Origin of the sequence: Providencia sp. PROV032 (assembly GCF_028484875.1) — a bacterium.
Lineage (GTDB): Bacteria > Pseudomonadota > Gammaproteobacteria > Enterobacterales > Enterobacteriaceae > Providencia > Providencia rettgeri_E.
Window position 1 is genome coordinate 64,343 of record NZ_JAMPSX010000011.1, and the last position, 26,431, is coordinate 90,773.

Sequence of the window (26,431 nt, forward strand, 5' to 3'; positions counted from 1 at the left end):
GAGTGGCTATGTGGCTCTGATGACCACTTAATTTTTCAAAGGGTATATAGCTACGTTGGACTATTATTATTTAGCTATTCATTAGCTGTGTTGATTTGTACAAATTCATTAAATTGCTCAACACTTGGATAAGAAGATTGAGTGCCTTTCCCTGTTACACTGAAAGCCGAAAACATCACAGCTTTTTTCAGTGCTTCTTCAATATTCCCCGTATGGACATAGTAATGAGAGAAACAGCCGATAAAGGCATCCCCTGCACCACTGGTGTCAATCGCATTCACTTTAATTGCGGGTATGTGTAACTCGCTGTCGCGGGTCATCCATAACGCCCCTTTTTCCCCTAATGTCACGATGACGTTTTTTAACCCTTTATCCAGTAAAGACTGCGCAGCACGACGAATGTTATCCATCGTGTCGACTGGCATATTGGTTAAAATTTCGAGTTCAGTTTCATTCGGGACAAAAAAATCACATCGGCAAGCAAAATCCAGATCGAGAGTACGCTGTGCAGGCGCTGGGTTAAGCAACACAGGGATCCCATGTTTATTACCGAATGAAATTGCGTGATAAACGGTCTCAAGTTGGACTTCTAATTGCAGAACGATCAATTTACATTTTTTCAGATTTTCCGCTGCGCGATCGATATCTTCAGGGGATAAAAACTTATTCGCCCCTTTGACGATCAAAATACTATTTGATGAATTTTGATTAACAAAAATTGGCGCAACACCACTGGAGGTACAAGGTACTTTTTCCACATAACGGGTGTTAATGCCATAAGACTCTAGATTGCGGATCGTATTATCTGCAAAAATATCATTACCGACTTTGGTTAGCATGATCACTTTTGAATTTAACTTAGCAGCAGCAACCGCTTGGTTCGCACCTTTACCACCGCAACCAATTTTGAAAGCTGGCGCTTCTAACGTTTCGCCTTCTTTTGGCATTTGATCGATGTAAGTGATCAAATCAACCATGTTTGAACCAATAACTGCTATATCCATAATGTCCCTCGTGTTAAATAAATCACATAATGATATGATGGTAACATTATCATGTTGCAAAAATATCATTTGTGATTAGGATCTCGAATAACGAATGATCAAGTGTTATATCTACCACATTTCCTCATTCTTTGTTGTCTATCCCACATTTATATAGGAAAGTTGAAAATGCAAGACTTAGCAAAATATATTGATCACACTTTACTTGCTGCGAATGCGACTGTCAGCGATATTACTAAACTGTGTACAGAAGCTGCAGAGCACCATTTTGCATCTGTCTGTGTGAACACAGGTTATGTTCCTTTAGCCAGCGAACTTTTAAAAAACAGCGACGTTAAAGTTTGCTGTGTGGTAGGCTTTCCACTAGGGGCATGCTTAACAGAAGCCAAAGCATTTGAAGCCGCAGAAGCTGTACGCCGTGGTGCTGATGAAGTCGATATGGTGATCAACATTGGCATGCTCAAAAGTGGCGACTTAGACTTTGTCCGTCGTGATATCGAAGCTGTATTTGCCGCCTGCGGTAAAGCAACATTAAAAGTTATTTTAGAAAATTGCCTGTTAACTGATGAAGAAATTACCCAAGTTTGTGAAATTTGCCGCACAATTAAAGTCGGTTTTGTGAAAACTTCAACAGGTTTCAGTACAATGGGGGCAACTGAACACCATGTCGCCCTGATGCGTAAAGTCGTTGGCGATGAAGTCGGTGTAAAAGCCTCCGGTGGTGTACGTGACCGCGAAACAGCAATTAAAATGATTGAAGCGGGTGCAAACCGTGTAGGTGCAAGTGCGAGTGTTGCCATTGTCACAGGCAATAACACCAAACCAAGTGACTATTAAGTCAATGGGCGCGGTCTAACCGCGCCAATTTTGTATCTCATAAAAGGATTGTAGGGTGATAGAAACTAAACAAAAAGAACGCCTTCGCCGTTTAAGTGAATGTTTAAAACGCTCAGGACGCATTCATTTAAAAGAAGCAGCTAGAATACTCGAAGTCTCAGAAATGACTATTCGACGAGACCTAAGCGCTGACACCGAAGGCCCCATCCCAATGTCGCTCCTTGGCGGCTATATTGTTTCTGTTACCCAACCTGCCAATTTAGTTACCCAAGAGCCGCATGCGGATGTTTTTACGCCAGATCAAACTGAAGAATTATATATTCCTAATCTTGCAGCAAGCATGGTAACTGAAGATGATGTCATCTTCTTTGATAATGGCATTGAAATGGCCACCTTGATTTCACTCATCCCCGAAGAGATTAATTTCACTGGTATTTGTTACTCTCATAACGTTTTTCTCGCCCTTAGCCAGAAAAAAAATGCGACCGCGCTACTGTGTGGCGGGGAGTATCGCCCTAAAAGTGACTCTTTTTACAACCCTTCACTCCCTTCATTACTGGATTCAATCAACCCCAAAAAAGCCTTTATTTCAGCGGCCGGTGTACATGGGAATTTTGGTGTAACTTGCTATAATCTCGATGATTTACCCATGAAGAAAAAAGCCATGGAGAAATCCATCCGTAAGATTTTATTAGCGCCCTATAACCTGTTTGATGAAGTCGCTACCGCTAATATGGGGGAATTATCACAATTTGATGTGATTGTCACAAACCGGCAGCTTTCTGATGAATATGAAACATATTGCCGTAATGGCTTTGTGAAAGTGATTTATTAAAATCGCCGATAGATTTAGCGGACAATATCTTGCCCGCTAACATTAAATCTTCACGGTTAAATAGTCTTCTGCGATTTCTGTTGCGGGGAACACCGATTGGCACTCTGCAAGCAATCTCGGTATATCTTCACTCAGGTAGCGACCACTCAAATGAGTGGCAATAAATCGTTTGACTCCCGCTTCACGTGCTAACTCCGCCGCTTGTACCGTAGTCGAGTGCCCACGCTCATTGGCTTTTTCGGCAAATTCAGCCTCTAAGGTCGTTTCGTGGATCATCACATCCGCATTTCTCGCGAGTGCCAGCGCTTGTTCCGTCGGTTGCGTATCACCAAAAATCGCAATAACCTTGCCGGGGATCCGCTCACCTAAGTAATCAGCGCCATTGATTGTTCGCCCATCATCAAGAACTATCGTTTCCCCCGCTTTAAGCGCTTGCATCCAAGGGCCTCGGGGAATATTGTCACTGGCTAATTTTGCTGCATCTAATGCACCACTCTTTGGGTATTCTTCAATACGATAGCCGTAGCACTCAACACGGTGGTCAAGGGCATAAGCCGTCACAATCAGCTCCCCATCGTCAAATAACTGCCCAGCTTCAATTTCAACGATTTCCAACGGGTAGGTCATATAAGACATACTCACGGCTAGCACCGTTTCAATGTATTGCTTTAACCCTTTTGGGCCATAAACCGTCAGTGGGTCTGTCGCCCCGCCCATTGAGCGGCTACATAACAAACCGGGCAGGCCAAAAATGTGGTCGCCGTGTAAATGGGTAATAAATATTTTCTCAATTTTTGGCGTTTTAAATGGGCTATTTAAAATGCGATGCTGTGTTCCTTCGCCACAATCAAATAACCAATAGCTTTTACGAATACCGACTAAATTTAATATCATACTGGTGACATTGCGCTCTTTTGTCGGCACGCCAGCACTGGTTCCTAAAAATGTTAGCTCCATAACTTCCTCATCTAATTTGTTGTTTTTATTATGGTAAGATTTTTTCCAATAAAAAAATCATTTATTTTAATCTGTATAGTATTCCGTATTTTTTGATTATCAACCAAAGCCCGTTATTCCAAATATTTCCAATATATAAATCTCACTTCCGCATTCATCCAATCAATTCACAAGCACTGACCACTGCCTGCCCTGAAAATAGCCATGTTAATATTGATATCAGGAATATGTTCGATGAATCCCCCTTCGTCAAAATTGAAACCGAAACAACCGAACCGTTTGCTACTTTCAATGGCAATTTGGTCTACGGCAATAGTACCAATGATGCCAAGCTATGCCCAAATCGTCCATTTAGACGATTTACCGACACTCGGTAGTCAAGCCATTCAATTTGAAGGAACCCAACCCAAAGCCCAACCTGAAGATAGTACAGAACGTTTTTTAGCGGAATATGGGCAAAATGCCGCAAACTTTGCTTCTGAAGAAAAAAATACCCAAAATCTGGCGGATATGGCACAAGAGTACGCTCGCCATAAAGCCGCAAATATGGCGACGGATGAAATAACACATTGGTTATCCAAAGCCGGTAATGCCAGACTCAATATTAACCTAGATAAAAAATTGTCAATTAAGACCTCTCAATTAGATTGGTTAGTCCCTTGGTATGAACAGCAAAATTTGTTGTTATTTTCTCAGCACAGTATTCACCGTACTGATGGCCGGCTACAAACCAACAACGGTATCGGTTTACGTTATTTCCAAAAAAGTAGCATGATGGGGGCAAATGCTTTCTTTGATCATGATTTGTCCCATTATCATTCTCGCTTAGGGTTTGGTGTGGAATATGCTCAAGATTATGTTCGAATGAGTGCGAATAGCTATTTGGGGCTATCGACTTGGCGTAGTGCATCCGAATTAGCCTATGATTATAACTCGCGACCCGCTAACGGTTGGGATATTCAACTTGAAGGCTGGCTACCCACGTATGCGAATTTAGGTGCGAACCTAAAACTAGAACAATATTACGGTGATGACGTCGCTTTATTTGGCAAAAATGCGCGCCAAAAAGACCCAATGGCGGCTACCGTCGGCGTCAATTGGTCTCCATTTCCCCTGCTCGCGATAAATGCGGAGCATAAAATAGGTAATAGTGGGACAAATGAAACAAGTGCAAAAGTGGCGTTTAATTGGTTACTAGGAAGAAGCTTAGCCCAACATCTTGATGCTTCCGCGATAGAAGCTACTCGCCATATTTCCAGTAACCGCTATGATTTTGTTAACCGTAATAACAATATTGTGTTGGAGTACCGAAAAAAAACGTTAATTTCACTCTCATTACCAAAAGTTATTCAGGGTGTGACAGGAGAAGAGCTTTCTATTATCCGCAATTTAACCACGAAATACCCGCTAGAAAAAATAGTGATAGAAGCCCCTGAATTGATCGCCGCTGGGGGGGAAATTCACCTTAATGGCACAGAAAGCTCGGTAAAATTACCATCTTACAAAATTGCTAACAACGCATTAAAAAACCAACGGCTCAACTTCTATCGTTTAACCGTAACGGCTTATGACACCCATGGAAATGTTTCTCCACAAGCGGAAACGTTAATTGAAGTTACCAATACAGGTGCTCTCACCATCACCCATAAAAATACCGTAAAAAGAAATAATGCCGTCGCTAACGGTAAAGACGCAAATACATTCACCGTAGTAATTAAAGATACTCTTGGCAACCTAGTACCCAATGCAAAAGTCAATTTCACATTGCCTGCAAGTCTTAATTCTATTGATCAAAAAAATATGGGGTATTATTCATTACTTAATCACTTTATGTGGAAAGCCCAAGCGACAAAATCTGTTTATGAACAACCCTATAGCATCGTTGCCAATAGTAAAGGTGAAGCCACTATTCAATTTACTAGTTTAGTATCAGGAAGCTATGCCATAAAGGCAAATACGGACCATGGTGTAGAAATTAATGAAATATATAACTTTAAACCCGATATTAGCCAGTCATTTATTGGTAGCATTGATATCATCCAAGATAATGCAGTCGCAGATGGGATCAGTAAAAACAAAATTAAACTGCATATTGTGAATAATAGCCGACAAAGCATCGCTGGGGCACGGGTTCATTTTGAAGCACCAAATGGCGTTATCTCACCAACTAAATTGACTGATGAATATGGAAATACAGAATTAGAAATCAGCAGCTTAGCCGAAGGTTCCATGGATATCATTGCTACCTTAAATGGCGATAGTCGAACAATACAAGTTAATTTTCTAAGGAATGCATCTGCGATAAATATTCAGCCAAGCACAGGGACTCTTTTCAAATCGCCAGTAAATGAACAAAACAGCCATCCACGCACCCCACTAGGTTTGCTAAGGCAGCTATTTCAAAAAATGGGATAATACTGCTAACAATAAAATAGACTTAATTTAGTTGTTTTTACAGTATTAAAATTGCCCCTTATGGGGCTTCTTAAATTCAACTAAGGTTTATTCCCAATCGATAAAAATACTTTAATGTAGGCGAGGAAACTATTTTTTAGTATTACCAATAAAAGCCGTCCATTCCGGTTTTTTCCACCTTGTAAATTCTGCTTCTGTTTAAGTCAAACTAATTCACAAGCTCTTACCACTATAAGCATTCAACAATAACCCAGTTAATATTGAAACTAGGAATAAATTGAATGAACCCCGCTATGTCAACCACAAAGCCAACAATGAGACATAAAATCTCAAATGGTTTTGTGCTCTTTACTGCAATATGGTCTTCGGCCATTATGCCGGTTATGCCAAGCTATGCAAAAATGCTCACGCCTGATGACCTACCTATATTGGGTAGCGACCACTTACTAACAGATGATAATAAGGCTGAGAAGTTTGTTGCTGAATATAGCCAAAGCGCTGCGCGCTTTATCTCTGATAAGAAAAAAGCGGCAGATCTTGCTGATATGGCACAAGACTTCGCCCGCAGTAAAGCGACAAATGCGGCAACAGATGAAATACATCGTTGGTTATCCAAAGCTGGTAATGCCAAATTCAGTGTTGACGTAGATAAAAAATTATCCATTAAAAATACCCAATTAGATTGGTTAGTTCCTTGGTATGACAGTACCGATTTATTATTGTTTACCCAACATAATCTTCATCGTACTGATGGCCGCTTACAGACCAATAATGGTATTGGGGTTCGTCGCTTTACCCCAGAGAGCATGATGGGCATCAATGCCTTTTTTGACCATGATTTATCTCGCTACCACTCTCGCCTAGGGTTTGGGGCCGAGTACGCACAAGACTTCTTAAAACTGAGTGCCAATACTTATTTGCGTACATCAGCATGGCGTAGTGCGCCTGAATTAAAGAATGACTACAATGCCCGCCCGGCTAATGGATGGGATTTACACGCTGAGGGCTGGTTGCCCTCTTACCCAAATATTGGCGGAAACCTTAAATTTGAGCAGTATTTTGGCGACGATGTCGCCCTATTTGGCAAAGATAAGCGCCAGAAAGACCCTCTTGCCACAACGGTTGGCATAAACTGGACTCCATTCTCACTGGTAACTTTAAGCGCAGAACAAAAAATCAGTGGTGGATTAAGTGAAACTAATGCCAAAGTCCAGTTTACTTGGGCACTGGGTAAGAGCCTCGCAGAACAGCTTGACCCAAGTAAAGTGGGCGATGCTCGTCGTTTAATGGGCAGTCGCTATGATTTTGTGAATCGTAATAACAATATCGTACTGGAATACCAAAAGAAAACCCTGATAACCCTATCCTTACCCTCAATAATCCAAGGAAAAACAGGGGAATTATTACCTTTAATTAATACCCTCAATACCAAATATCCGTTAGATCAATTGGCTGTACAAGCGCCTGAATTTTTAGCTGCTGGGGGCGAAATAATCCTCGACGGTACGTCTACAAGAGTCAAATTGCCGTCTTATAAAGTGGCAATGACCGAACAAGAAAGGAAGAAAATCAACCTTTACCGATTCACGGTAACAGCCTTTGACAGTAAAGGAAATGTTTCACCACAAGCCACAACTTTGGTTGAAGTTACAAACTCAGGCATATTATCAATTAACCCAAGTGAGGTTATCAAGCAAGGAAATGCGATTGCTAACGGCCAAGATATTAATACATTAACGATTACGGCCAGAGATAGTTTTAATAATATCGCGCCAGACTCAACAGTGACATTTATTCTCCCTGCGGGACTTAAATTCGTCACACAAAAAGCCACCTCTTCAAGAATGGCATTTAGCAATTTATTCAAAAAAATGCAGGCGGCAAAATCAACTGACAAACAAAAATATAAAATTGTCACCAATATAAAAGGGGAAGCTTCGATTCAATTCACCACTTTAGCTACGGGTGAACACCGAATTCAGGTAGTGCCAAATGGTGGTGCTCCTATTGAAACCACTTTTTTCTTTATTGCCGATACGCACCAAGCACATATTAATCATTTCAATGTTCTTAGTGATAATGCGATTGCCGATGGTAAATCTAAAAATAAAATTCAATTCCATGTTACTGATAATAATGCACATCCCATTAAAGGGGCTGTATTGCAACTTGAGGCAAAAAATGCAACAGCCAAACAATTGAGCCCAACCGATGAACAAGGTAATACTGATGTCGAAGTAAAAAGCCAAGTCGCAGGGCCTGCCAAAATAACAGCAACACTGAATGAGCAAAGTGTCACGGTAGAAACCCATTTTGTATTTGGCCAATTAGCCCATGTCACGATTGTCGACCTTGCGCAAGCCGCTGCTGGCACAGACAGCACTATCACCATTTCACTGACTGATACAAACAACAACCCTATTTCTGGCGCTGATGGTTCTGTCATCGTGAACATCGATGGCAAACCAACACCAATTACGATCACTGAAAGCCATCCTGGTAGTGGTATCTACACCGGAAAATTACCGGGACAACATACTGGTACGCCAAGTATCACCGTCACCATTGATGGGCAAACCTCCTCTCCAGAAACGTTAATTGTTGAGCCGCCAAAACCAATTTCCCCAAACAACTCAAACGGCACAGGCCAAAAAGGGGAGAAAGGCGTTATTGAAAATATCGTCGTCACGCCAAACCGAACCCACGGTTTACAATCGGGAGATACTCTTGACGTCACTGTCACCATTACTGATGCATTTAATAATGGACTTACGGGTTTAAATACCAATGACATCGATATTGGTCAACATAAAGGCGATAAGCTGATATGGACAGATAATGGCGACGGGTCTTACACCACCACGTTGCCATTAACGGAGATCGGTACCAATGATTTAACCGCTTCTATTAATGGCACCACTAGCTTAAAAACTGATATTCAGGTCGGTAATGCCACTGGGACTATCCATGTTGATAAAGTCAAAATCATTAAAGTAGAAAAGCCTGCGGCAGGTATAGATAGCACTATAACCTTCGAGTTAACAGATAAACATAGCAACCCCGTTGTTGGTGAAACAGACGTGATTGTCAATATTGATGGCCAACCACATACTTTACCAGTGACAGAAACATCTCCAGGTATTTATGACGTCATTATTCAGGGTCAACTCGCAGGCAACCATATTGTTTCTGTAATCGTTAACGGGAAAGGATCACCAAAAGAACCACTTATTGTTGATAAACCACGGCCTGTTAAACCTAAAAACCCAAGCGGTACAGGGCAAAAAGGCGAACTAGGTGTTGTCGATAATATTGTTATCACGACAGGCGATACTAGCCATCTGCAATCTGGCGATAAACTTAAGGTCGTCGTATCCATTACAGATGCCTTTAACAACGGCTTGTTAGGCTTAGACACCAATAATATCAATATTGGTAAACACAAAGGCGATACATTGGTATGGGCTGACAACAGTGATGGCTCTTACACCACCACCTTGCCACTAACCAGCGTCGGCAATAATGACCTCACCGTTTCCATCAATGGTACTAAGAGCCCGCAAAAACAAGTCCAAGTTAGCAATGCCAAAGGAAAAGACAAAGTCAGTAAAGTTGAAATTATTCAAACAGAAAAACCCGCCGCAGGTTCAACCAGCACACTAACCGTTCAATTAACCGATAACAACGGTAACTCAGTAGTCGGTGAAACTGAAATGACCGTGAATATTGATGGCACCCCACACACCTTGCCAGCAAAAGAAGGGAAGCCCGGTATTTATGAGGTCACGCTGCCAGCACTGCAAGCAGGTAATCATCAAATTACTGCCGTGATAAATGGCCAAAGTTCCCCTAAAGATACTTTAGAAGTGAAAAAACCGACCCCAATTAGCCCGAATAATTCGAACGGTACAGGCCAACAAGGTGAGAAAGGTGTTATCGACAAAGTCGCAATCACACTTGATCACACTCACCGTTTTGAATCCGGTAATCCTCTTGAAATCACGGTTGCGGTAACTGATGCCTTTGGTAACGGCTTAGCTGGCTTAAATACTGATAACATCGATATCGGTAAACACAAAGGAAATACCTTAAGCTGGGTAGATAATGGTGATGGCTCTTATACCACGACCTTGATCTTAACCGACGTTGGTAGCAATGATTTAACGGCCTCCATCAATGGTATCAACAGCCCACATACAGAAGTTCAGGTCAATAATGCCATAGGGACATCCCATGTTGATAAGGTAAAAATCACCAAAACAGAGATACCAGCGGCAGGCACAAATAGCATTGTGACAATCGAATTAAGTGATAAACATAGCAACCCAGTTGTCGGTGAAACTGAAATTACCGTCAATATTGATGGACAAGCCCATAAGCTTCCGGCAAAAGAAGGAAAACCGGGTATTTATGAGGTCACCTTACCAGCACTGCAAGCGGGTAATCACAACATTAGCGCAAATGTGAATAGTCAAAGTTCAACTGACGCTATCTTAGTGGTAAAAAAACCAATCCCAATTAAGTCAAAAAAACCAGACGGAACAGGTACCAAAGGGGAAAAAGGCGTAGTCAATAGTATTGCGATGACAACAGGCAATACCAGTAACTTACAGTCTGGCGATCAACTTGAAATCACCGTGACCATCACCGATGCCTTTAATAACGGTTTAATTGAGCTCAATACCAACAACATTACCCTTGACGGGTATAGCGGCAATCCAGTCTGGACGGACAATGGCGATGGTTCTTATACCGCCACCCTCACATTAACTGAAATAGGTTCGAAAGACTTCGCCGCATCAATTAACGGCCATAAAACCCCCGTCAAATCGATCCAAGTTAACCCTGCCAAAGGGAAAGACAAAGTCAGTAACGTTGGCATCATTCAAACAGAAAAACCTGCCGCAGGTTCAACCAGCATATTGACCGTTCAATTAACTGATAGCAACGGCAACCCGGTGGCCGGTGAACAGGAAATGGTTATTGACATTGATGGCTTCCAGCACACCCTGCCCGCAAAAGAAGGGAAACCGGGTATTTATGAAATCACACTGCCAGCGCTGCAAGCGGGTGTTCATAAAATTACTGCCACGGTGAACGGCCAAAGCTCCGCTAAAGATACTTTGGAGGTGAAAAAACCGACCCCAATTCGCTCGAACAACTCAAGTGGAACGGGTAATCGAGGTGAACGAGGCGTTATCAATAACATTACCATGACAACAGGTGATATCTCACGTCTGCAATCAGGTGACAAACTGGATATCACTGTCGCCATCTTTGATGTATTTAATAACCCGTTAACGGCTCTCGACACCAGTAATATCATTTTGGATGGATATAAGGCAAGCTCGCTGAAATGGTTAGATAAAGGTGATGGCGCTTACACGACTTCGTTGCTGTTAACACAAACTGGCTCTAATGACTTATTCGCCTCTATTAACGGCTATAAGTCACAATCGATTTCCATTACAGTAAGTAATACGACTGATATCAATAAAATTGCAAATATCGAGCTGGAGCCTATTTCCCCGAGTGAAGCAGGTGAAAACCAAACTATCACAGTGAAAGTCACCGACAAATATCAGCACCCCGTCACCATGATTAGTAGCATGATAACGGCAAATATCGACGGCCAGTCAACACCGATTGTTTTAACAGAGTCACTCACTCAAGAAGGTACTTATACAGGAACGTTACCTGCACAAAATACAGGTAAATATACCGTTAAAGTGACGGCGAATAATAAAACGGCATCAAAACTTTGGACAGTTAAAACCCCTGCAACCATCGCCGTGAAAGACAAAAATGGAAGTGGTATAAGAAATCAGCGTGGCGTCATTAAAACTGTTACATTGGCTTCATCAGCGGTTAACGACCTAAAATCAGGGCAGTCATTACAATTAACGGTGACACTTAAAGATGTATTTGGTAACCCCCTTGAAGGGCTCAGTGGCGCGGGTATTCAGTTAAATCATCGACAACCTAGCAGTCGCTCTGTGACTTGGATAGACCTCCGCAACGGCGACTACACGGCTCTTTTGCCTCTCACCAAAATTGGCCAAGATACTTTAACCGTGAAAGTGAACAAAATAACCACTTCCCCACTAAATATTAACGTGGGAAGTGCTATTGGAACCTCACAAATCAAGCAAGTTAAAATTACAGATATCACTAAACCCGCTGCAGGTGAAATGAGTTTCATCACACTATCAATTACTGATACCAATGACCAACCCATTACAGGGATAGATAGTAACGCAGTCATCTCTATTGATGGCGCCGAAGAACTGTTTAAGATCACTGAAACATCCAATAACAAAGGAACCTATATTGGCATGCTTTCTGGCCAACAATCAGGTGTTCATAAAGTTATTGCCGCTGTTGGTGGTGTTAAATCCACAGAGTCAACCTTAATCGTTAGCACTCCCTCTCCAATTGCTATCAATCATGGTGGTAAACCACATTATCGCGGCGTCGTTAATCGTGCAATATTCGCCATTTCCCCAAATAACAACCTAAAATCTGGCGGTGCGTTAAAGCTAAGCGCGACATTGGAAGATGCCTTTGGTAACCCATTAACTGGCGTTGATTTAGCGCAATCTCTCACCCATAAACAAGCAGGTAAAGCCACTTGGATAGCACAAAAAGATGGAAGCTATACGGCTAACTTAGTTCTAACGCAATTAGGACAAGATCACTTATTTATCACTGTAAATAATATACAAAGCCCAACCATTGTTATTGATGTCAAACCACAGTTAGGTAATAACGCGATCCATAAAATCGATATTAACGATATCACCAGCGCAGCCGCTGGTGCAGAAAGCACCTTCACGGTGGTATTGGCCGATGCTCAAGGTAACGTAATCGACGGTATCCAAAGTGTTGAGGCCACCATCGGTAAGCAAAAACCAGAAAACATTAATGTCACTCAACAAGCAGATGGCCGCTACATAGGGAAATTATCTGGGCAACAAAGTGGGTCTTATGACGTGGTTATTAGCGCCAATCAACAAAATTCGGCTAAAAAAACATTCGTCGTGACAAAACCTGATACAGTTACTGCGACCGCAAATGGAAGTGGCAAAAAAGAGCAGCGTGGCGTCGTTAGCCATGTTGAACTGAAAAGCGCATCAGTAAGTTCGGTATCGGGTCATCATTTACAATTAACTGTCGAGCTAAAAGATAGCTTTAATAACCCATTAAAAGGTGTCTCCAGCAACCACATTGCACTAGCGCACAAGCAGGCAGGTCATGTGGTTTGGACTGACCATAACAATGGCCAGTACACCGCGACCTTGCCACTAAAGGTACTGGGAAGCGATGTATTAACCAGCACCGTTAACGGCATCAATAGTTCGGCAGTAAACATTACCGTGGAAAATACTGCTGATATTAAACAGGTGAGCAAACTAATCGTCACAACGATTACACCATCCGCAGCAGGAACAGAACAGCAAATTACCGTACAAGCCGTTGATGCCAATAACCATGGTGTGACTCAAATTGAGAATAACATCAACGTTACCCTCAATGACAAGCCACTTAATTTAACATTTGTTGAATCTAAAACCATTAAGGGCACTTACACTGCAACCTTACCAGCCCAAAAAACCGGTAACTATACCGTCAAGATCAGTGCCAATAAGCAGGAAACTCAACAAATTTGGCAGGTTACTGCCGCCAAAACGATCCAAGCAACAAAAACTGATGGCTCAGGTGTTCAAGGCCAAGCCGGTGTGGTGAATACCGTTGCGCTCGCTGCGACAAACGCACCAAACTTTAAATCCGCTGACACAGTAAAACTCACGCTAACCTTAAAAGATGCGTTTGATAATGCGCTTAGCAATATTGATGTTAAAAACATCACATTAGTGCATAACCAAACCGGTAAAGTGACTTGGGTTGATCACCATAATGGCACCTACACCGCTGATTTACTGTTAACGACATTGGGCAAAGATAGCTTAGTGGCAACGGTTAACCTGATAAAAAGTGCGCCAGTTGGTATTAATGTTGAAAAAACAGTTGGAAATAGCCATATCCATCAGATTGATATTGTTAATATCGCCAGCCCGCAAGCCGGTGCAGAAGGCACCTTTACAGTATCTTTGAACGATATCAACAGTAACGTAGTCATGGGGATCACTGAAGTCACGGTGAATATTGAGAAACAACAGCCGCTAAATATTGCCGTCACTCAACAAGCAGATGGCCGCTACACAGGGAAATTACCGGGTCAACAAAGTGGATCTTATTCGGTTGCTATCACCGCGAATAAAAAAACATCCTCCACCAAAACGCTTACCGTGACAAAACCTGATACAGTCACTGCGACCTCAAATGGAAGTGGCAAAAAAGACCAGCGCGGCGTCGTTAGCCAAGTTGAACTGACCACGGCAGCAACACGTTTCGTATCCGGCGACAACTTACTACTCATGGTTACCTTAAAAGACCATTTTAATAACCCACTGAAAGGCGTCTTCAGCAACCACATTGCACTGAAGCACAAGCAGGTAGGTCATGTGGTTTGGACTGACCATAACAATGGCCAATACACTGCGACCCTGCCATTAAAGGTATTGGGAAATGATGCATTAGTCGCCACCGTTAACGGCACCAATAGTTCATCAGCAAACATAACCGTGACAAATTCCACTGATATCAAGCAAGTTAATCAACTGGTTATTGCCGCTATCGCCCCATCGGCAGCTGGCTCAGAGCAAACCATTAGCGTACAAGCCGTTGATGGCAATCGTCATGGTGTGACACACATTGCGGATGACATCAAAATTACGCTCAATGATAAGCCACTCAACTTAACATTTGTTGAATCTCAAACAGATAAAGGCACTTATATCGCCACTTTACCTGCACAAAAAACAGGAAACTATCTGATTAAAGTGACGGCCAATAAGCAGAAAACTCAACAAACTTGGCAAGTTACTGCCGCCAAAACGATCCAAACAACAAAAACCGATGGCTCAGGTGTTCAAGGCCAAGCCGGTGTGGTGAATACCGTTGCGCTAGCTGCGACAAACGCACCAAACTTTAAATCCGGTGATACAGTAAAACTCACACTAACCTTAAAAGATGCGTTTGATAATGCGCTTAGCGGTATTGATGTTAAAAACATCACATTAACGCATAACCAAATCGGTAAAGTGACTTGGGTTGATCACCATAATGGCACCTATACCGCTAATTTAGCTTTAAAAACACTCGGGAAAGATGCGTTAATAGCCACCGTAAACAATATTAGCAGCCAAACTATCGATATTGAGGTGATAAACAGTAAAGGGGCCAATGAGGTCAAAAACGTAGACGTCATCCACATTTTACCGGTAGGAGCAGGAGCTGATAATACAGTCATCGTCTCTTTGACTGACAAAAATGGGCACCCAGTATCCAATATCACCAACTTGTCCGTTATCATCGATCAGCAAAAACCGTTTTCCATGTCAGTGGGTCAAGCCCCTAGTGGTAATTATGTTGGAACATTACCCGGCCAACAAAGCGGTCACCATAATATTGTGGTGTCTATTCCTACAACGAATGTCGTATCAAACAAAAAGCCATTTGATGTTAGCAACCCTGCACCAATTGCGGCTGCCGCTAGCAATGGTGGTGGAAAAAAAGGCCAACACAAAGTCGTCAATGAGGTGCAGTTTATCGTTGCCCCAACCGCTAACCTCAAAGCTGGCAATAAAGTCACACTCACCATCACGTTGAAAGATGCCTTTGGTAATGGGTTAACAGAAGTCTCCAGCAACAGTATCGCTATCGCTCATCAACAGTCAGGCTCTGTCATATGGAAAGACAATGCGGATGGTACTTATACCGCTGACTTATTATTGAGTAAGTTAGGCACCGATACTTTAAAAGCCACAGCCAATGGCATTAGCCAATCACAGGTTATCGATGTTGAAGCGCCACAGGGTAAACCTGCCGTGAAGCATGTGGCATTAAAGGCGGCCAACCGGACGTTTAGGGTAGGTGAAACTGCCGAATTGCAATTAACATTAACTGATAGCCATGGCAATGGTGTTGAAAAGGTACAAACCAACGACATTCAATTAGAGCATAACCATACACCAGTCCCTAAACTGACCTGGTTAGAGAAAGGGGCTGGTATTTACACCACTACACTCCCATTACATCAACAAGGAAAAAACACCTTTGTTAGCCGAGTTAATCAACATGCCAATACCCCACTGGCGATTCATGTCAGCGCGCTAACTGGCTCTGCACAAGTAAAAACGGTTGGGCTAAAAGTCAGTACGAACCAATTAGCGGTGGGAAGTAACACAGAGCTAACACTAACATTAGCAGACCAATGGAATAATGGTGTTGAAGGGGTCATGGCGAAAGATATCACCATAAATGATGCGCATATTAAGAAAAACATTACAGGTTTAAATTGGCAATCAAAAGGGAATGGTACCTATACTGCATCAATAACGGTCGCAATTGCAGGAGTTCACTCCCTAAAAGCAACTGTTAACCTAACACAAAGTAATAATGTACTGATTAACGCACTACCATCAACCAACCAAAACCAGATAAATAAAGTTCAACTGACAACAAACTTAAGTGATATTACTGCGGGCAACAAAGCCACATTATCGCTAAAAGTAACTGATATGAATAACAATCCAGTTATTCACCTCAATAATAATACGATCACACTGACCGCCAATAATAATAAAATACCCGCTATTTGGGATGAAGATAACCATGACTTAGGTATCTATACCACCAGCATCATACTTAGTGACGTGAAAACATATCGTCTGATAGCGGGTATTGGTCAGTTCACAGATACAACAAATATCACGGTCAATTCGCCATCAGGCAAAGATGCCGTGAAAACCATCACTATTTCACCAATAATCAACAGTGATGCAGGGCAACCATCATCACTATCTATTGGCTTAACTGACCAATATAAAAATCCTGTTAAGAATATCAACAGTAGCGATATTACAGTGACAATTAATGGACAAAAGCAAAACATTATATTTATGGAAAAAAATGTATTAAATAAATATACCGCTCAACTCCCTGCAACCAAAGCAGGCCGTTACAAAATCAAAGTAGACATTAACGGACAGTCAGAAACGGCTGAATGGGTCGTCAATCCACCAATAGAAATCCCAATCACATCTTATGATAAAGACCGTTTACGAGGCTCATTAGAGGCTATTTCGATTACCCACAGCGCGAAAACGTCCACAGTCAATTCTGGAGATAAAGTCACTCTCACTGTAGGGCTAAAAGATAAGTTTGATAACAAGCTGACTGGTGCTGCGAGTTCATTGAAATTATTAACTGATTTACATTCAGGCTCTGCATGGAAAGAGCTAAATGGTGGACTATATACTCAAGAACTCACCATGAATAAGCTACATAAGCAGTCTATTCAAGTCGTAGTAGATAAACTACTCAGCGATAAACTTGAGCTAACCGTTGCTCCAGCTAAAGGCGTAAAGCATGTCCATAAAGCCACCCTTGAAACCCATGAAGGTACTATTGAAGCAGGTAAAGAAGTGCAATTAACGTTAGCCTTAACGGATATCGTTGATAACGGTGTTATTAATATCGATACAGGGGCTATTCAGCTCACCAATAATGGAAAACTAGCCAACGTTACATGGGCTAATCCACAAGATGGCGTATATACTACCAAGCAGCAATTAAGCACTGTTGGTGATTATCAGTTTAAAGCCACCATAAATAACCGCCCAAGCCGTATACAAACCGTGGAAGCAACCTATCCAAGTGGAAAAGATGTGGTGAAATCCGCAAAAATGACCACAAACCTCAATACATTTGATGCAGGTAAAAAAGTTGAATTAACGTTAGAACTGAAAGACCAATATGGCAATTTGGTTACTGGCATCAATGGGGCTGATATTGCATTAAAAGATAGCCATACCGCAGAAACTATCGATAGCAACAATATTGCTTGGAATATGGGATCAGCTGGCGTGTATAAAGCCACCTTGCCATTAACCAAAGTCGGTAAACATACCTTAACGGCGACGGTGAATAAGCAAGATGCCGATACCAAGGAAATCATGGTGAAAGCATTGAAAGGGGCTAGCAATGTTAGCGAAATTAAATTAACCACTGCCGCAGCTTCAATGAGTGCAGGCGAAAACACCACATTAACCCTAATCATGCTCGATAGTTACGGTAATGAAGTGGCTGATATCACGACAAAAGATATTATATTCAAAAATACCGACAGCACGATTTACACTAAAGCACCATGGGTGAAAGCATCTTCACACGGTAGTTTCTATACGGCTCAGGTCACGTTAGAGAAAGTTAAAAAGCACACATTATCGGTTGAGGTAAATAAACAGGTAAAAAATATCGAAATTGATGTAAAACCGCAAGAAGGTGCCAAAAATGTCGCGAAAGTAGAGTTAAATGCACCAAAAACAGTGGCAATTAATGCTGACGCCGAGCTTCAACTCAGCTTAAAAGATAAATTCGGTAATGGCGTTGTTGCGGTTAATATTTCTGATATCACACTGGAACATTTAAATACATTAATACCAATAGCTTGGGTTGAAGGCAATGAGGGTAAGTACACATCCAGCTTAGCGCTAACTAAGGCCAAAGCACATCCACTAACCGCCAAGGTTAATGGACACTCTTCAGATACCACTATCACGGTTGACAGCCCGAAAGGTGTTAAACATGTGGCTAAGATCAGTATGACATCTTCAATAACCGCTGATAGTTCAGGGAAATTAACTACTCAGCCAGGGCAAGAGTTCAAGTTAACATTCACATTAACTGACCAATATTACAATGGCGTCACTGGATTAAAAGAAACAGATATCAACTTAACTAATACTCAAAAACCAAGTTCAGTGCTAATAACGGCATGGCGAGAAAATACACAGAAGAAAGGGGAATATAGTGCCACTGTATCACTGACTCAAACAGCACAACATGCTCTGACAGCAAAAGTGAATGTCGTTTCTGATACCACACAGATATCAGTTACCCCATTCAGTCACCCTGATTACGTTGCATCCCCGTTGAATTGAAACTTGCTCAAACAAATATCAACATCGGTGAAAATGTTAGATTTGAGTTAAAAGCCAAGGATAAGTATGGTAATGACGTATTTGTTAATGACAGCGATATTGCAATACATAATAAAAATCAAAAATCATCATCTATTAAAGAAAAGTGGGATATAACAAGCGATACTTTCACTCGCCAATATAAAGGAACGCTCAGTTTTACAAAACCTGGGGAGTATATAATTTCAGCAGGTGCAGGCAGTGCCAATAGTCGCCCTGAAGTGATCACTATTGAAGCTGGCGCACCTGTATTTGCTCCAGGGAAAAGCTCACTCACTGCGAGTACCTATGAAACAAGCACAACTGATATCAAAACTACTACGATACAGCTAACGCTTAAAGATGATAATGGTCATTTGATTACAGGGAAAAAACCAACAATAGTAATCACATCAAACGTAAGGTCTGGGTGGATACCAGCGGATATGCTAGAAACATCGGCAGGAACATATACTTTTGAGTACAAAAACACGCCTCATTCAGAGATTATTGACATCAAATTATTCAGTGACTCAATTGATTATAAGGGCAATAGTCAAATTATTCAGATTGTCAATTACAGCAAAATATCAATTACACCGTTAGGTACTAAGGAAACCTATGCGGTTGATAGGCAATTCCCTTCTACCGGATTTACTGGGGCACAATTTGCCATCACCCCTTCACTAGGCAGTGCTTCTAACTATAACTGGGAGGTTGACCAAAATTGGTTATCCATTGATAGCAAAGGTGTTGTAACACTGAATACCCCCCCGGAAGGCAGAAACACTGCAAAAGTCACCATCACAGGAAGACCTAAAACGACGAATAGCAAGAATATGGTGTATACCTTTAACATGAATAAGTGGTTCAGCGCTGGGCCAAAATTGGCCTTTAATCCTGCGAGAAGATATTGTACTAATTCTCAAAGAATGGCCACAGCAGAAGATCTAAAACATAGCAAGATCTCGTTATTCACCCAGTGGCCAGAGAAAACCATTAACGACAACATAAAACTAAACCAAATAGCAACACAAAACTGGATTTGGGTAATGACCAAGCACATAACCTTATACAATTTACAATCGCATACCTACCTAGACAGTCCTTTTAATGCCGGTGAGCGTGGTATTGTGTGTGTTAAGGAGTATTAATTGTAATTAGGTTTAGATTATTGTTATTTTTTATCCTATCAGCCCCCTCATGGGGGCTTTTTATTATCAATTCCCTTTCCTCCCCTTCACGCCATCCCAATCCAACCCAAACTTGGCGAGATATTTTCGCAGCCTATCTGCATCATTGGGCTGTTTTTTCTGCTGCCGTGAAACGGCAAATAACTCACGCCCTGCCTCGGAAAGGGAAGCTGAACGGCGACACACTTCAAGTACCGTTGCCAACTGTTGCTTATCGAATAAATCAATCTCACCAATTTGCTCTGGTAATGTATTGGTTGATTTTGACTGCCATTGGCTTTGCAAACGGCCAATTTCCTCTTCGGCTACCGCTTTGGTGATACGTCCTCGTTCGGCGAAGGTCGCCATTCGGCTAATCGAGGCGCCCAGTTCGCGGAAATTACCACGCCACAGGGCCTGCGGGGAACAAGCAAACTTCACATACACACTGCGGGCTTCGCTATCAAAGCGGATTTGGCTTTGCTGATCTTGGCAAAACTTAGCTAATTCATAATCGATATTCGGTTCGATATCTTCACGCCGTTCTTTTAACCCCGGTAAGGTAAATGTCCACATATTGATACGGGCGTATAAATCTTCGCGAAACTTGCCTTCCTCGACTTGCTCTGCGAGGTTACGATGCGTCCCTGCGATCAGTTGAAAATCACTGTGGATTTCATTATCTGCACCAAAAGGAAAAAAGCGTTTTTCTTCGATAGCTTTCAGTAGCATCGCTTGCTCATCAAGGCCTAGCTCCGCAATTTCATCAAGAAATAAAATACCGCCATCCGCTTCTTTTAATAAACCACCTCGTGCATTTAACGCCCCAGTAAAGGCCCCTTTTATATGGCCAAATAGCGTCGACATCGCATTATCACCGCGCAAGGTGGCACAGTTGACCTCAACAAATCGCCCTTTGACTTGATGGCGGCTTTCGCGCAATTGATAAATACGGCGTGCGAGAAAGGATTTACCCGCTCCGGTAGGGCCATTGAGCAAAATCGGTGCTTTAGAACGTAACGCAACACGCTCAATTTGCTCAATCATCGTGTTAAACGCGGCATTACGGGTCGCTATCCCTGATTTTAAAAACGAAATCTGTTGCTGCTGCTCTTTTTGGAAGCGGCTGGTGATATGGGTATAACGACTTAAATCAAGATCAATCACGGTATGAATGCCAATAGGGTCTTTTTCTCGCCCTTTCTGGCTCGGTGACGTTTGAATTAATTTGGCAGGTAAATAATGGGCTTCCGTTAATAAAAACCAACAAATTTGTACCACATGGGTACCCGTAGTGATGTGTACCAGATACTCTTCGTTATCAGTATCAAATTGATAATGCGAAGAAAAATCCAACAATGCGGTATACACCTCTTCGAAATCCCACGGGTCTGCAATATCCACTTCATAAAGCACCACTTCGGTATTGGGAGAAGCTTGTTCAATATCCTCTTTCACCCGGTGCGCCATGGCATAGTCATTCACCTGATGCAGCAGTTCAAAACGACCAATATCCAAACCAGGCTGTTGGCAAAGCCCAACCGTTGGCCGCCATTTTGTCCAGCGATTCGCTTTTTTACCTCGTCTATCAAGTACAGTACCTAATACGCCTATCACAACCTTATTTTTTTCGCTCATATTATTTATATATATTTATAAACTACGATATAAAAAGATAATAAATAGCATAGTTCATTTACCACGCTAATGTTACCCATTTTCTCTTAAAGTTATTTTTTAATTATTTATCAAATAGATAAAAATATTTATTTCATTGTTAAAAAAGTTGGCACGCTTCTCGCAATACTATACTCATCCACTGCCGGAGATTGTCTGAACTTCGCGTTCAACCGGTACAGACATGGTGGCTTAGCCACTGCATGGTCTGTATACCGCCGTCAGGAAGATGTTCCGTGATAACTGGTTCATGCAGGTTCGATTCCTGCTATCACTCAAACTTATGTCTCCAAACATAAATAAAAAGCCGTAGCAGTTAAACGGCACACCGCCACCCGAGAACTTAATTGGGTAGCGAGCAGAAATTTAGACAGCTCGATAAAGCGCTCTACTTTTCCCCTCGCCACTTCATCATGTTCTTCGCTGGCGGATAACAAAAATAACAAGGATAAAATAATGAAAAAAATAAATATCGCTCAAGGACAAATCGCATTGATCTCTAAAAATGGGGATTTTAAACAATTACTGACCGCGGGTGAGCACCGTTTAAACGATTGGTTTAATCAATTAACTGTGACATTGTTCACGCTCGATAATGAGCCCATTGATGAAAAACTGGCTGAGCATTTACGCCAATTTCACCCTGTTTGGGTTGATGAGCACTGTATTGACATTGCTTTAGCTGATGATGAGATTGGATTTATTTATCTACATAATATTTTGACCGAAATATTACCACCAGCAACCCGTCGGTTATCTTGGAAAAATGGCAATAACTTAAAAGTAGAACTGCAATCGCTAGAAGATAGTGTGATTGACTCTACATTCATGCCACGTTTGATGGGTAAAAAACGTATCAAAGGTAGTGAATGGGTACTGATTAGCCAAGTGCCTGCATGGCATGTCGGAATGCTAAAAATTGATGGTGAGATACAAGATTTATTACAACCGGGCACTTACGGTTATTGGAAAATCAACCACAAACCGGAAGTTGAGATAATAGACACGCGTTTACAGTCATTAGAAATCAGCGGGCAAGAGATTTTAACCAAAGACAAAGTTACACTGCGGATCAATCTGTGCGCTAACTGGCGCTATCACGATGTTTTGCTGGCGTTCTCAAAATTGAGTCAGCCTATAGAACATTTATACCGTGAATTACAGTTTTCCATACGAGAAATCGTAGGGACTCGAACCTTAGATGAACTATTAGAAAACAAACAATTCGTTGATGAGCTGATGTTAGCTCAAGTCGCGCAATGTGTGGCTGAATTTGGCTTAGAAATCGGTAGTATCGGTGTAAAAGACATCATTTTACCGGGGGATATGCGTACCATTTTATCCCAAGTTGTCGAAGCTGAAAAATCGGCACAAGCAAACGTGATCCGCCGTCGCGAAGAAACCGCCGCGACTCGCTCACTGCTAAATACCGCAAAAGTGATGGAAAACAACCCTGTCGCACTGCGTTTAAAAGAGCTTGAGACCTTAGAAAGCATCGCACATCGAATCGACCAAATTTCTGTTTACGGCGGTCTAGACCAAGTATTAAACGGATTAGTAAAAATTAAGGAATAAATAATGATAAATAATAAATTCAACGAATTAATTCAAGAAAATGGCGTACCGGTAAAAATGTGGACCAACGGTGTCCCCGTTGACCCGAAAGCGGTAACCCAGCTACAAAATACGGCCAAAATGCCGTTCATTTTTAAACACCTTGCTGTGATGCCTGACGTACATGTCGGGAAAGGTTCAACCATTGGGAGCGTGATCCCAACCAAAGGGGCGATTATCCCTGCGGCTGTGGGGGTGGATATTGGTTGTGGAATGATTGCCGTGCGAACCTCCTTAACCGCATCAGATTTGCCAGATAGCTTACAAAACATCCGTTTTGCTATTGAAGCGGCCGTCCCGCACGGTCGAACCACACATCGACATGGACGTGATAAAGGGGCTTGGCATCGTACACCGGATATTGTCGATACCCACTGGGCGCACTTGGATGAAGAATTTAAACGTATTTGTGATAAATACCCAAAACTGCGTCAGACGAACCATTACAACCACTTAGGGACATTGGGAACCGGAAATCATTTCATTGAATTATGTTTGGATGAGCAAGACCGTGTGTGGGTAATGTTACATAGCGGCTCACGCGGAGTGGGGAATGCGATTGGTAACTTGTTTATCACGTTAGCGCAAAAAGACATGCAACAGCATATCGCTAATTTGCCCGATAGAGATCTGGCTTACTTTGAAGAAGGTAGCGTGCATTTTAATGACTATATGGAAGCGGTCGGTTGGGCGCAGGACTTTGCCCGCCATAACCGTGAAGTGATGATGCACCGCGTATTAGAGGCGCTGTCACGGGAAATTCCAAAACCATTTACGACCCAACAAGAGGCCGTAAATTGTCACCATAACTATGTGCAAAAAGAGCAGCACTTTGGTGAAGAAGTACTGGTAACCCGAAAAGGCGCAGTATCCGCTCGAAAAGGCCAAATGGGGATCATACCGGGATCTATGGGTGCCAAAAGTTTTATCGTGCGCGGTTTAGGTGACGAAGAGAGTTTTTGCTCCTGTAGCCACGGCGCAGGACGTGTAATGAGCCGAACTGAAGCCAAAAAGCGTTTCTCCGTCAGCGACCAAAAGATGGCTACCGCCCATGTGGAATGCCGAAAAGACAGTGATGTGATTGACGAAATACCGATGGCGTACAAAGACATCGATGCCGTTATGGCCGCGCAATCATCACTGGTAGAAATTGTTCATACCCTACGCCAAGTGGTGTGCGTGAAGGGGTAAGCATAAATAGTAACAGGAGAAAGCATGGAAACTGACCATGAAAGTGTATCCGTGCTAATGAGAGAACGGATAGGAAAAACACTCAAAGAAATAGAAGAAACTCATCACGTTAAAATACTGTTTGCGTGTGAGTCCGGAAGTCGCGGTTGGGGCTTTGCCTCCCGCGATAGCGACTATGATGTTCGATTTATCTATGTTCACAAACTTGATTGGTACCTAACACTGGATAAAAAACGCGATGTGATAGAAAAGCCAATTGATGATGAGTTAGATGTATCAGGTTGGGAGCTATCTAAGGCACTGAAATTAATGCGAAACTCAAACCCTGCATTAATCGAGTGGTTGCACTCGCCAATTGTGTATTATAAAGATGAGGCATTTTTTGCTCAACTGGAGCAACTGGCAGCACAATTTTATTCGCCATTAAAGTCACGTTATCACTATTTATCAATAAGTAAGCGCAATTTACATACTGATTTTAAAGGTGAGCGCGTTAAATTAAAAAAATATCTTTATTTATTACGGGCGGTATTAGCTTTACGTTGGATAGAAGCAAGCAAGAGTATGCCACCAATGGCATTTTCTGAATTAGTCGCGGCCACAGTCACTGATAGCAAAGTTCTTGCAGAGATAGATGAATTGCTGGTTATTAAGCATCATGCGGTTGAAACCGATTATGGCGCGAGGCGAGCCGCTATTGATAGGCTCGTTCTGGAAGCTGTCGCCAATGCAGAGCGAATGCAATTTCCGGAGCCAGCTTGCCGTGACAGCCGATTATTGGATGACTTTTTCCGTAAAACGGTGTTAGAAAATAATTAACTAATATTTTTCAAAAAAATAGACCATCAGAAAAATTTTGACGGTCTATTTCTTTAATAATATTAAATAATTAACAATAAAACTTATTGCCACCCGGCTTTTTATAAATGAGAGTTTGGATCCTGTGTATGATGCAATACCGCTAGCACTTCAATGCCTTCAAGCGCTTTTCGATAATAAATGATGTGACTTTCAACAGGGAAGCTAAAAACGCCCAAATATAAATCTTCACTACGGTCACGGCCAAGAGATGGCTGGTTCGCGAGTATATCCGTCATTGTCACACGTAATGAATTCGCATAAGCCTCAGCAACATTAGCTCCCCACCTGCGCAGAGAATACAGCTGAATTGAGCGGATATGTCCTTTCGCTTTATGAGTAAACTTAACGCTCATCCTTAAGCCTTATTTTCAAGTTCGTCCATAGCTAACGGGGCAAATACATCATCAATGCTATGAAGTTCACCGCGTTCTGCTTGCGCAATAGATTCAGCCAAAACCGCTTTTAAAGCCTGTAATTTTAACTGCATTAGCTGGTCATATTCATCTGGAGAGATAACAACAGCAACGCGCTTCCCATGCTTACTTATTTCAACAGGTGCACGCTGAACTTTCATCAACAAATCACCAAATTGATTTTTAGCAACTTGTGCGGGGATCGTTTCCATACATCACCTACAATATAAAATGGCTTGATTAGCTATTATAGCTAAAATAGCTTAAATAACCAGCAATCCAAAAAATCACGTGTCTTGAACTTCCCGTAGTTTGGGCAAAAAAATAGACCATCAGAATATTTTTGATGGTCTTTTTTCAAAGGCAATGT

13 protein-coding genes are annotated in these 26,431 nt (G+C 42.0%); 8 read left to right on the forward strand and 5 right to left on the reverse strand.

What is annotated here, in order from left to right; genetic code table 11:
• Positions 1-74 precede the first annotated feature (74 nt).
• Positions 75-1,004: a ribokinase gene (gene rbsK, locus PSF42_RS10160; protein ID WP_272679956.1), complete on the reverse strand. Its 930-nt coding sequence runs from the start codon at positions 1,002-1,004 to the stop codon at positions 75-77.
• A 168-nt stretch (positions 1,005-1,172) separates the two neighbouring features.
• Between rbsK and deoC the strand changes: the two genes are divergently transcribed.
• Positions 1,173-1,841 carry a deoxyribose-phosphate aldolase gene (gene deoC, locus PSF42_RS10165; protein WP_140172627.1) on the forward strand — a complete coding sequence of 223 codons (669 nt, stop codon included), beginning with the start codon at positions 1,173-1,175 and terminating at the stop codon, positions 1,839-1,841.
• Positions 1,842-1,896: 55 nt separating this feature from the next.
• Positions 1,897-2,676 (forward strand): DNA-binding transcriptional repressor DeoR, encoded by a 780-nt coding sequence (gene deoR / locus PSF42_RS10170; RefSeq protein ID WP_125892869.1) that lies wholly within the window; start codon positions 1,897-1,899, stop codon positions 2,674-2,676.
• Between the two features lie 42 nt (positions 2,677-2,718).
• Here deoR and rnz read toward each other — a convergent pair whose 3' ends face one another.
• Positions 2,719-3,633 (reverse strand): ribonuclease Z, encoded by a 915-nt coding sequence (rnz, locus tag PSF42_RS10175; protein WP_272679957.1) that lies wholly within the window; start codon positions 3,631-3,633, stop codon positions 2,719-2,721.
• A gap of 234 nt (positions 3,634-3,867) precedes the next feature.
• Here rnz and PSF42_RS10180 point away from each other — a divergent pair, with 234 nt between their 5' ends.
• From PSF42_RS10180 to PSF42_RS10190, 3 genes are all read left to right on the forward strand, one after another.
• Complete coding sequence (locus PSF42_RS10180; protein WP_272679958.1) at positions 3,868-6,048, forward strand: inverse autotransporter beta domain-containing protein; 2,181 nt, start codon at positions 3,868-3,870, stop codon at positions 6,046-6,048.
• Positions 6,049-6,329: 281 nt separating this feature from the next.
• Positions 6,330-19,115: an invasin domain 3-containing protein gene (locus PSF42_RS10185; RefSeq protein ID WP_272679959.1), complete on the forward strand. Its 12,786-nt coding sequence runs from the start codon at positions 6,330-6,332 to the stop codon at positions 19,113-19,115.
• A complete protein-coding gene (locus tag PSF42_RS10190) occupies positions 19,112-20,287 on the forward strand; it encodes a hypothetical protein (RefSeq protein WP_272679960.1) in 1,176 nt (391 codons plus the stop codon). The genes PSF42_RS10185 and PSF42_RS10190 overlap by 4 nt, the downstream gene beginning before the upstream one ends.
• A gap of 66 nt (positions 20,288-20,353) precedes the next feature.
• On the opposite strand, the gene rtcR is transcribed toward PSF42_RS10190, so the two are convergent.
• Positions 20,354-21,943 (reverse strand): RNA repair transcriptional activator RtcR, encoded by a 1,590-nt coding sequence (gene rtcR, locus PSF42_RS10195; RefSeq protein ID WP_272679961.1) that lies wholly within the window; start codon positions 21,941-21,943, stop codon positions 20,354-20,356.
• A 495-nt stretch (positions 21,944-22,438) separates the two neighbouring features.
• On the opposite strand from rtcR, the gene PSF42_RS10200 reads away from it, so the two are divergent.
• Genes PSF42_RS10200 through PSF42_RS10210 form a run of 3 tightly spaced genes read left to right on the forward strand, consistent with a single transcriptional unit; the run spans position 22,439 to position 25,606 of the window.
• Positions 22,439-23,557 (forward strand): slipin family protein, encoded by a 1,119-nt coding sequence (locus PSF42_RS10200; RefSeq protein ID WP_272679962.1) that lies wholly within the window; start codon positions 22,439-22,441, stop codon positions 23,555-23,557.
• A 3-nt stretch (positions 23,558-23,560) separates the two neighbouring features.
• Positions 23,561-24,787, forward strand: a complete 1,227-nt coding sequence (locus PSF42_RS10205; protein ID WP_125892882.1) for an RtcB family protein — start codon at positions 23,561-23,563, stop codon at positions 24,785-24,787.
• Between the two features lie 24 nt (positions 24,788-24,811).
• A complete protein-coding gene (locus PSF42_RS10210) occupies positions 24,812-25,606 on the forward strand; it encodes a nucleotidyltransferase domain-containing protein (protein ID WP_272679963.1) in 795 nt (264 codons plus the stop codon).
• 101 nt (positions 25,607-25,707) lie between these two features.
• Here the strand turns inward: PSF42_RS10210 and PSF42_RS10215 are convergent, their stop codons facing one another.
• The gene (locus tag PSF42_RS10215) at positions 25,708-26,001 is read right to left on the reverse strand and encodes a type II toxin-antitoxin system RelE/ParE family toxin (RefSeq protein ID WP_125892886.1); all 294 of its coding nucleotides are present in this window, start codon (positions 25,999-26,001) and stop codon (positions 25,708-25,710) included.
• A 2-nt stretch (positions 26,002-26,003) separates the two neighbouring features.
• Positions 26,004-26,273: a type II toxin-antitoxin system Phd/YefM family antitoxin gene (locus PSF42_RS10220; protein ID WP_125892888.1), complete on the reverse strand. Its 270-nt coding sequence runs from the start codon at positions 26,271-26,273 to the stop codon at positions 26,004-26,006.
• Between the last annotated feature and the right edge of the window lie 158 nt (positions 26,274-26,431).

Coding starts and splice junctions, on each gene's coding strand:
- PSF42_RS10180 (WP_272679958.1), top strand. CDS start 3,868: ATGAATCCCCCTTCGTCAAAATTGAAACCGAAACAACCGAACCGTTTG.
- rtcR (WP_272679961.1), bottom strand. CDS start 21,943: ATGAGCGAAAAAAATAAGGTTGTGATAGGCGTATTAGGTACTGTACTT.
- PSF42_RS10215 (WP_125892886.1), bottom strand. CDS start 26,001: ATGAGCGTTAAGTTTACTCATAAAGCGAAAGGACATATCCGCTCAATT.
- rnz (WP_272679957.1), bottom strand. CDS start 3,633: ATGGAGCTAACATTTTTAGGAACCAGTGCTGGCGTGCCGACAAAAGAG.
- PSF42_RS10200 (WP_272679962.1), top strand. CDS start 22,439: ATGAAAAAAATAAATATCGCTCAAGGACAAATCGCATTGATCTCTAAA.
- rbsK (WP_272679956.1), bottom strand. CDS start 1,004: ATGGATATAGCAGTTATTGGTTCAAACATGGTTGATTTGATCACTTAC.
- deoC (WP_140172627.1), top strand. CDS start 1,173: ATGCAAGACTTAGCAAAATATATTGATCACACTTTACTTGCTGCGAAT.
- PSF42_RS10185 (WP_272679959.1), top strand. CDS start 6,330: ATGAACCCCGCTATGTCAACCACAAAGCCAACAATGAGACATAAAATC.
- PSF42_RS10220 (WP_125892888.1), bottom strand. CDS start 26,273: ATGGAAACGATCCCCGCACAAGTTGCTAAAAATCAATTTGGTGATTTG.
- PSF42_RS10205 (WP_125892882.1), top strand. CDS start 23,561: ATGATAAATAATAAATTCAACGAATTAATTCAAGAAAATGGCGTACCG.
- PSF42_RS10210 (WP_272679963.1), top strand. CDS start 24,812: ATGGAAACTGACCATGAAAGTGTATCCGTGCTAATGAGAGAACGGATA.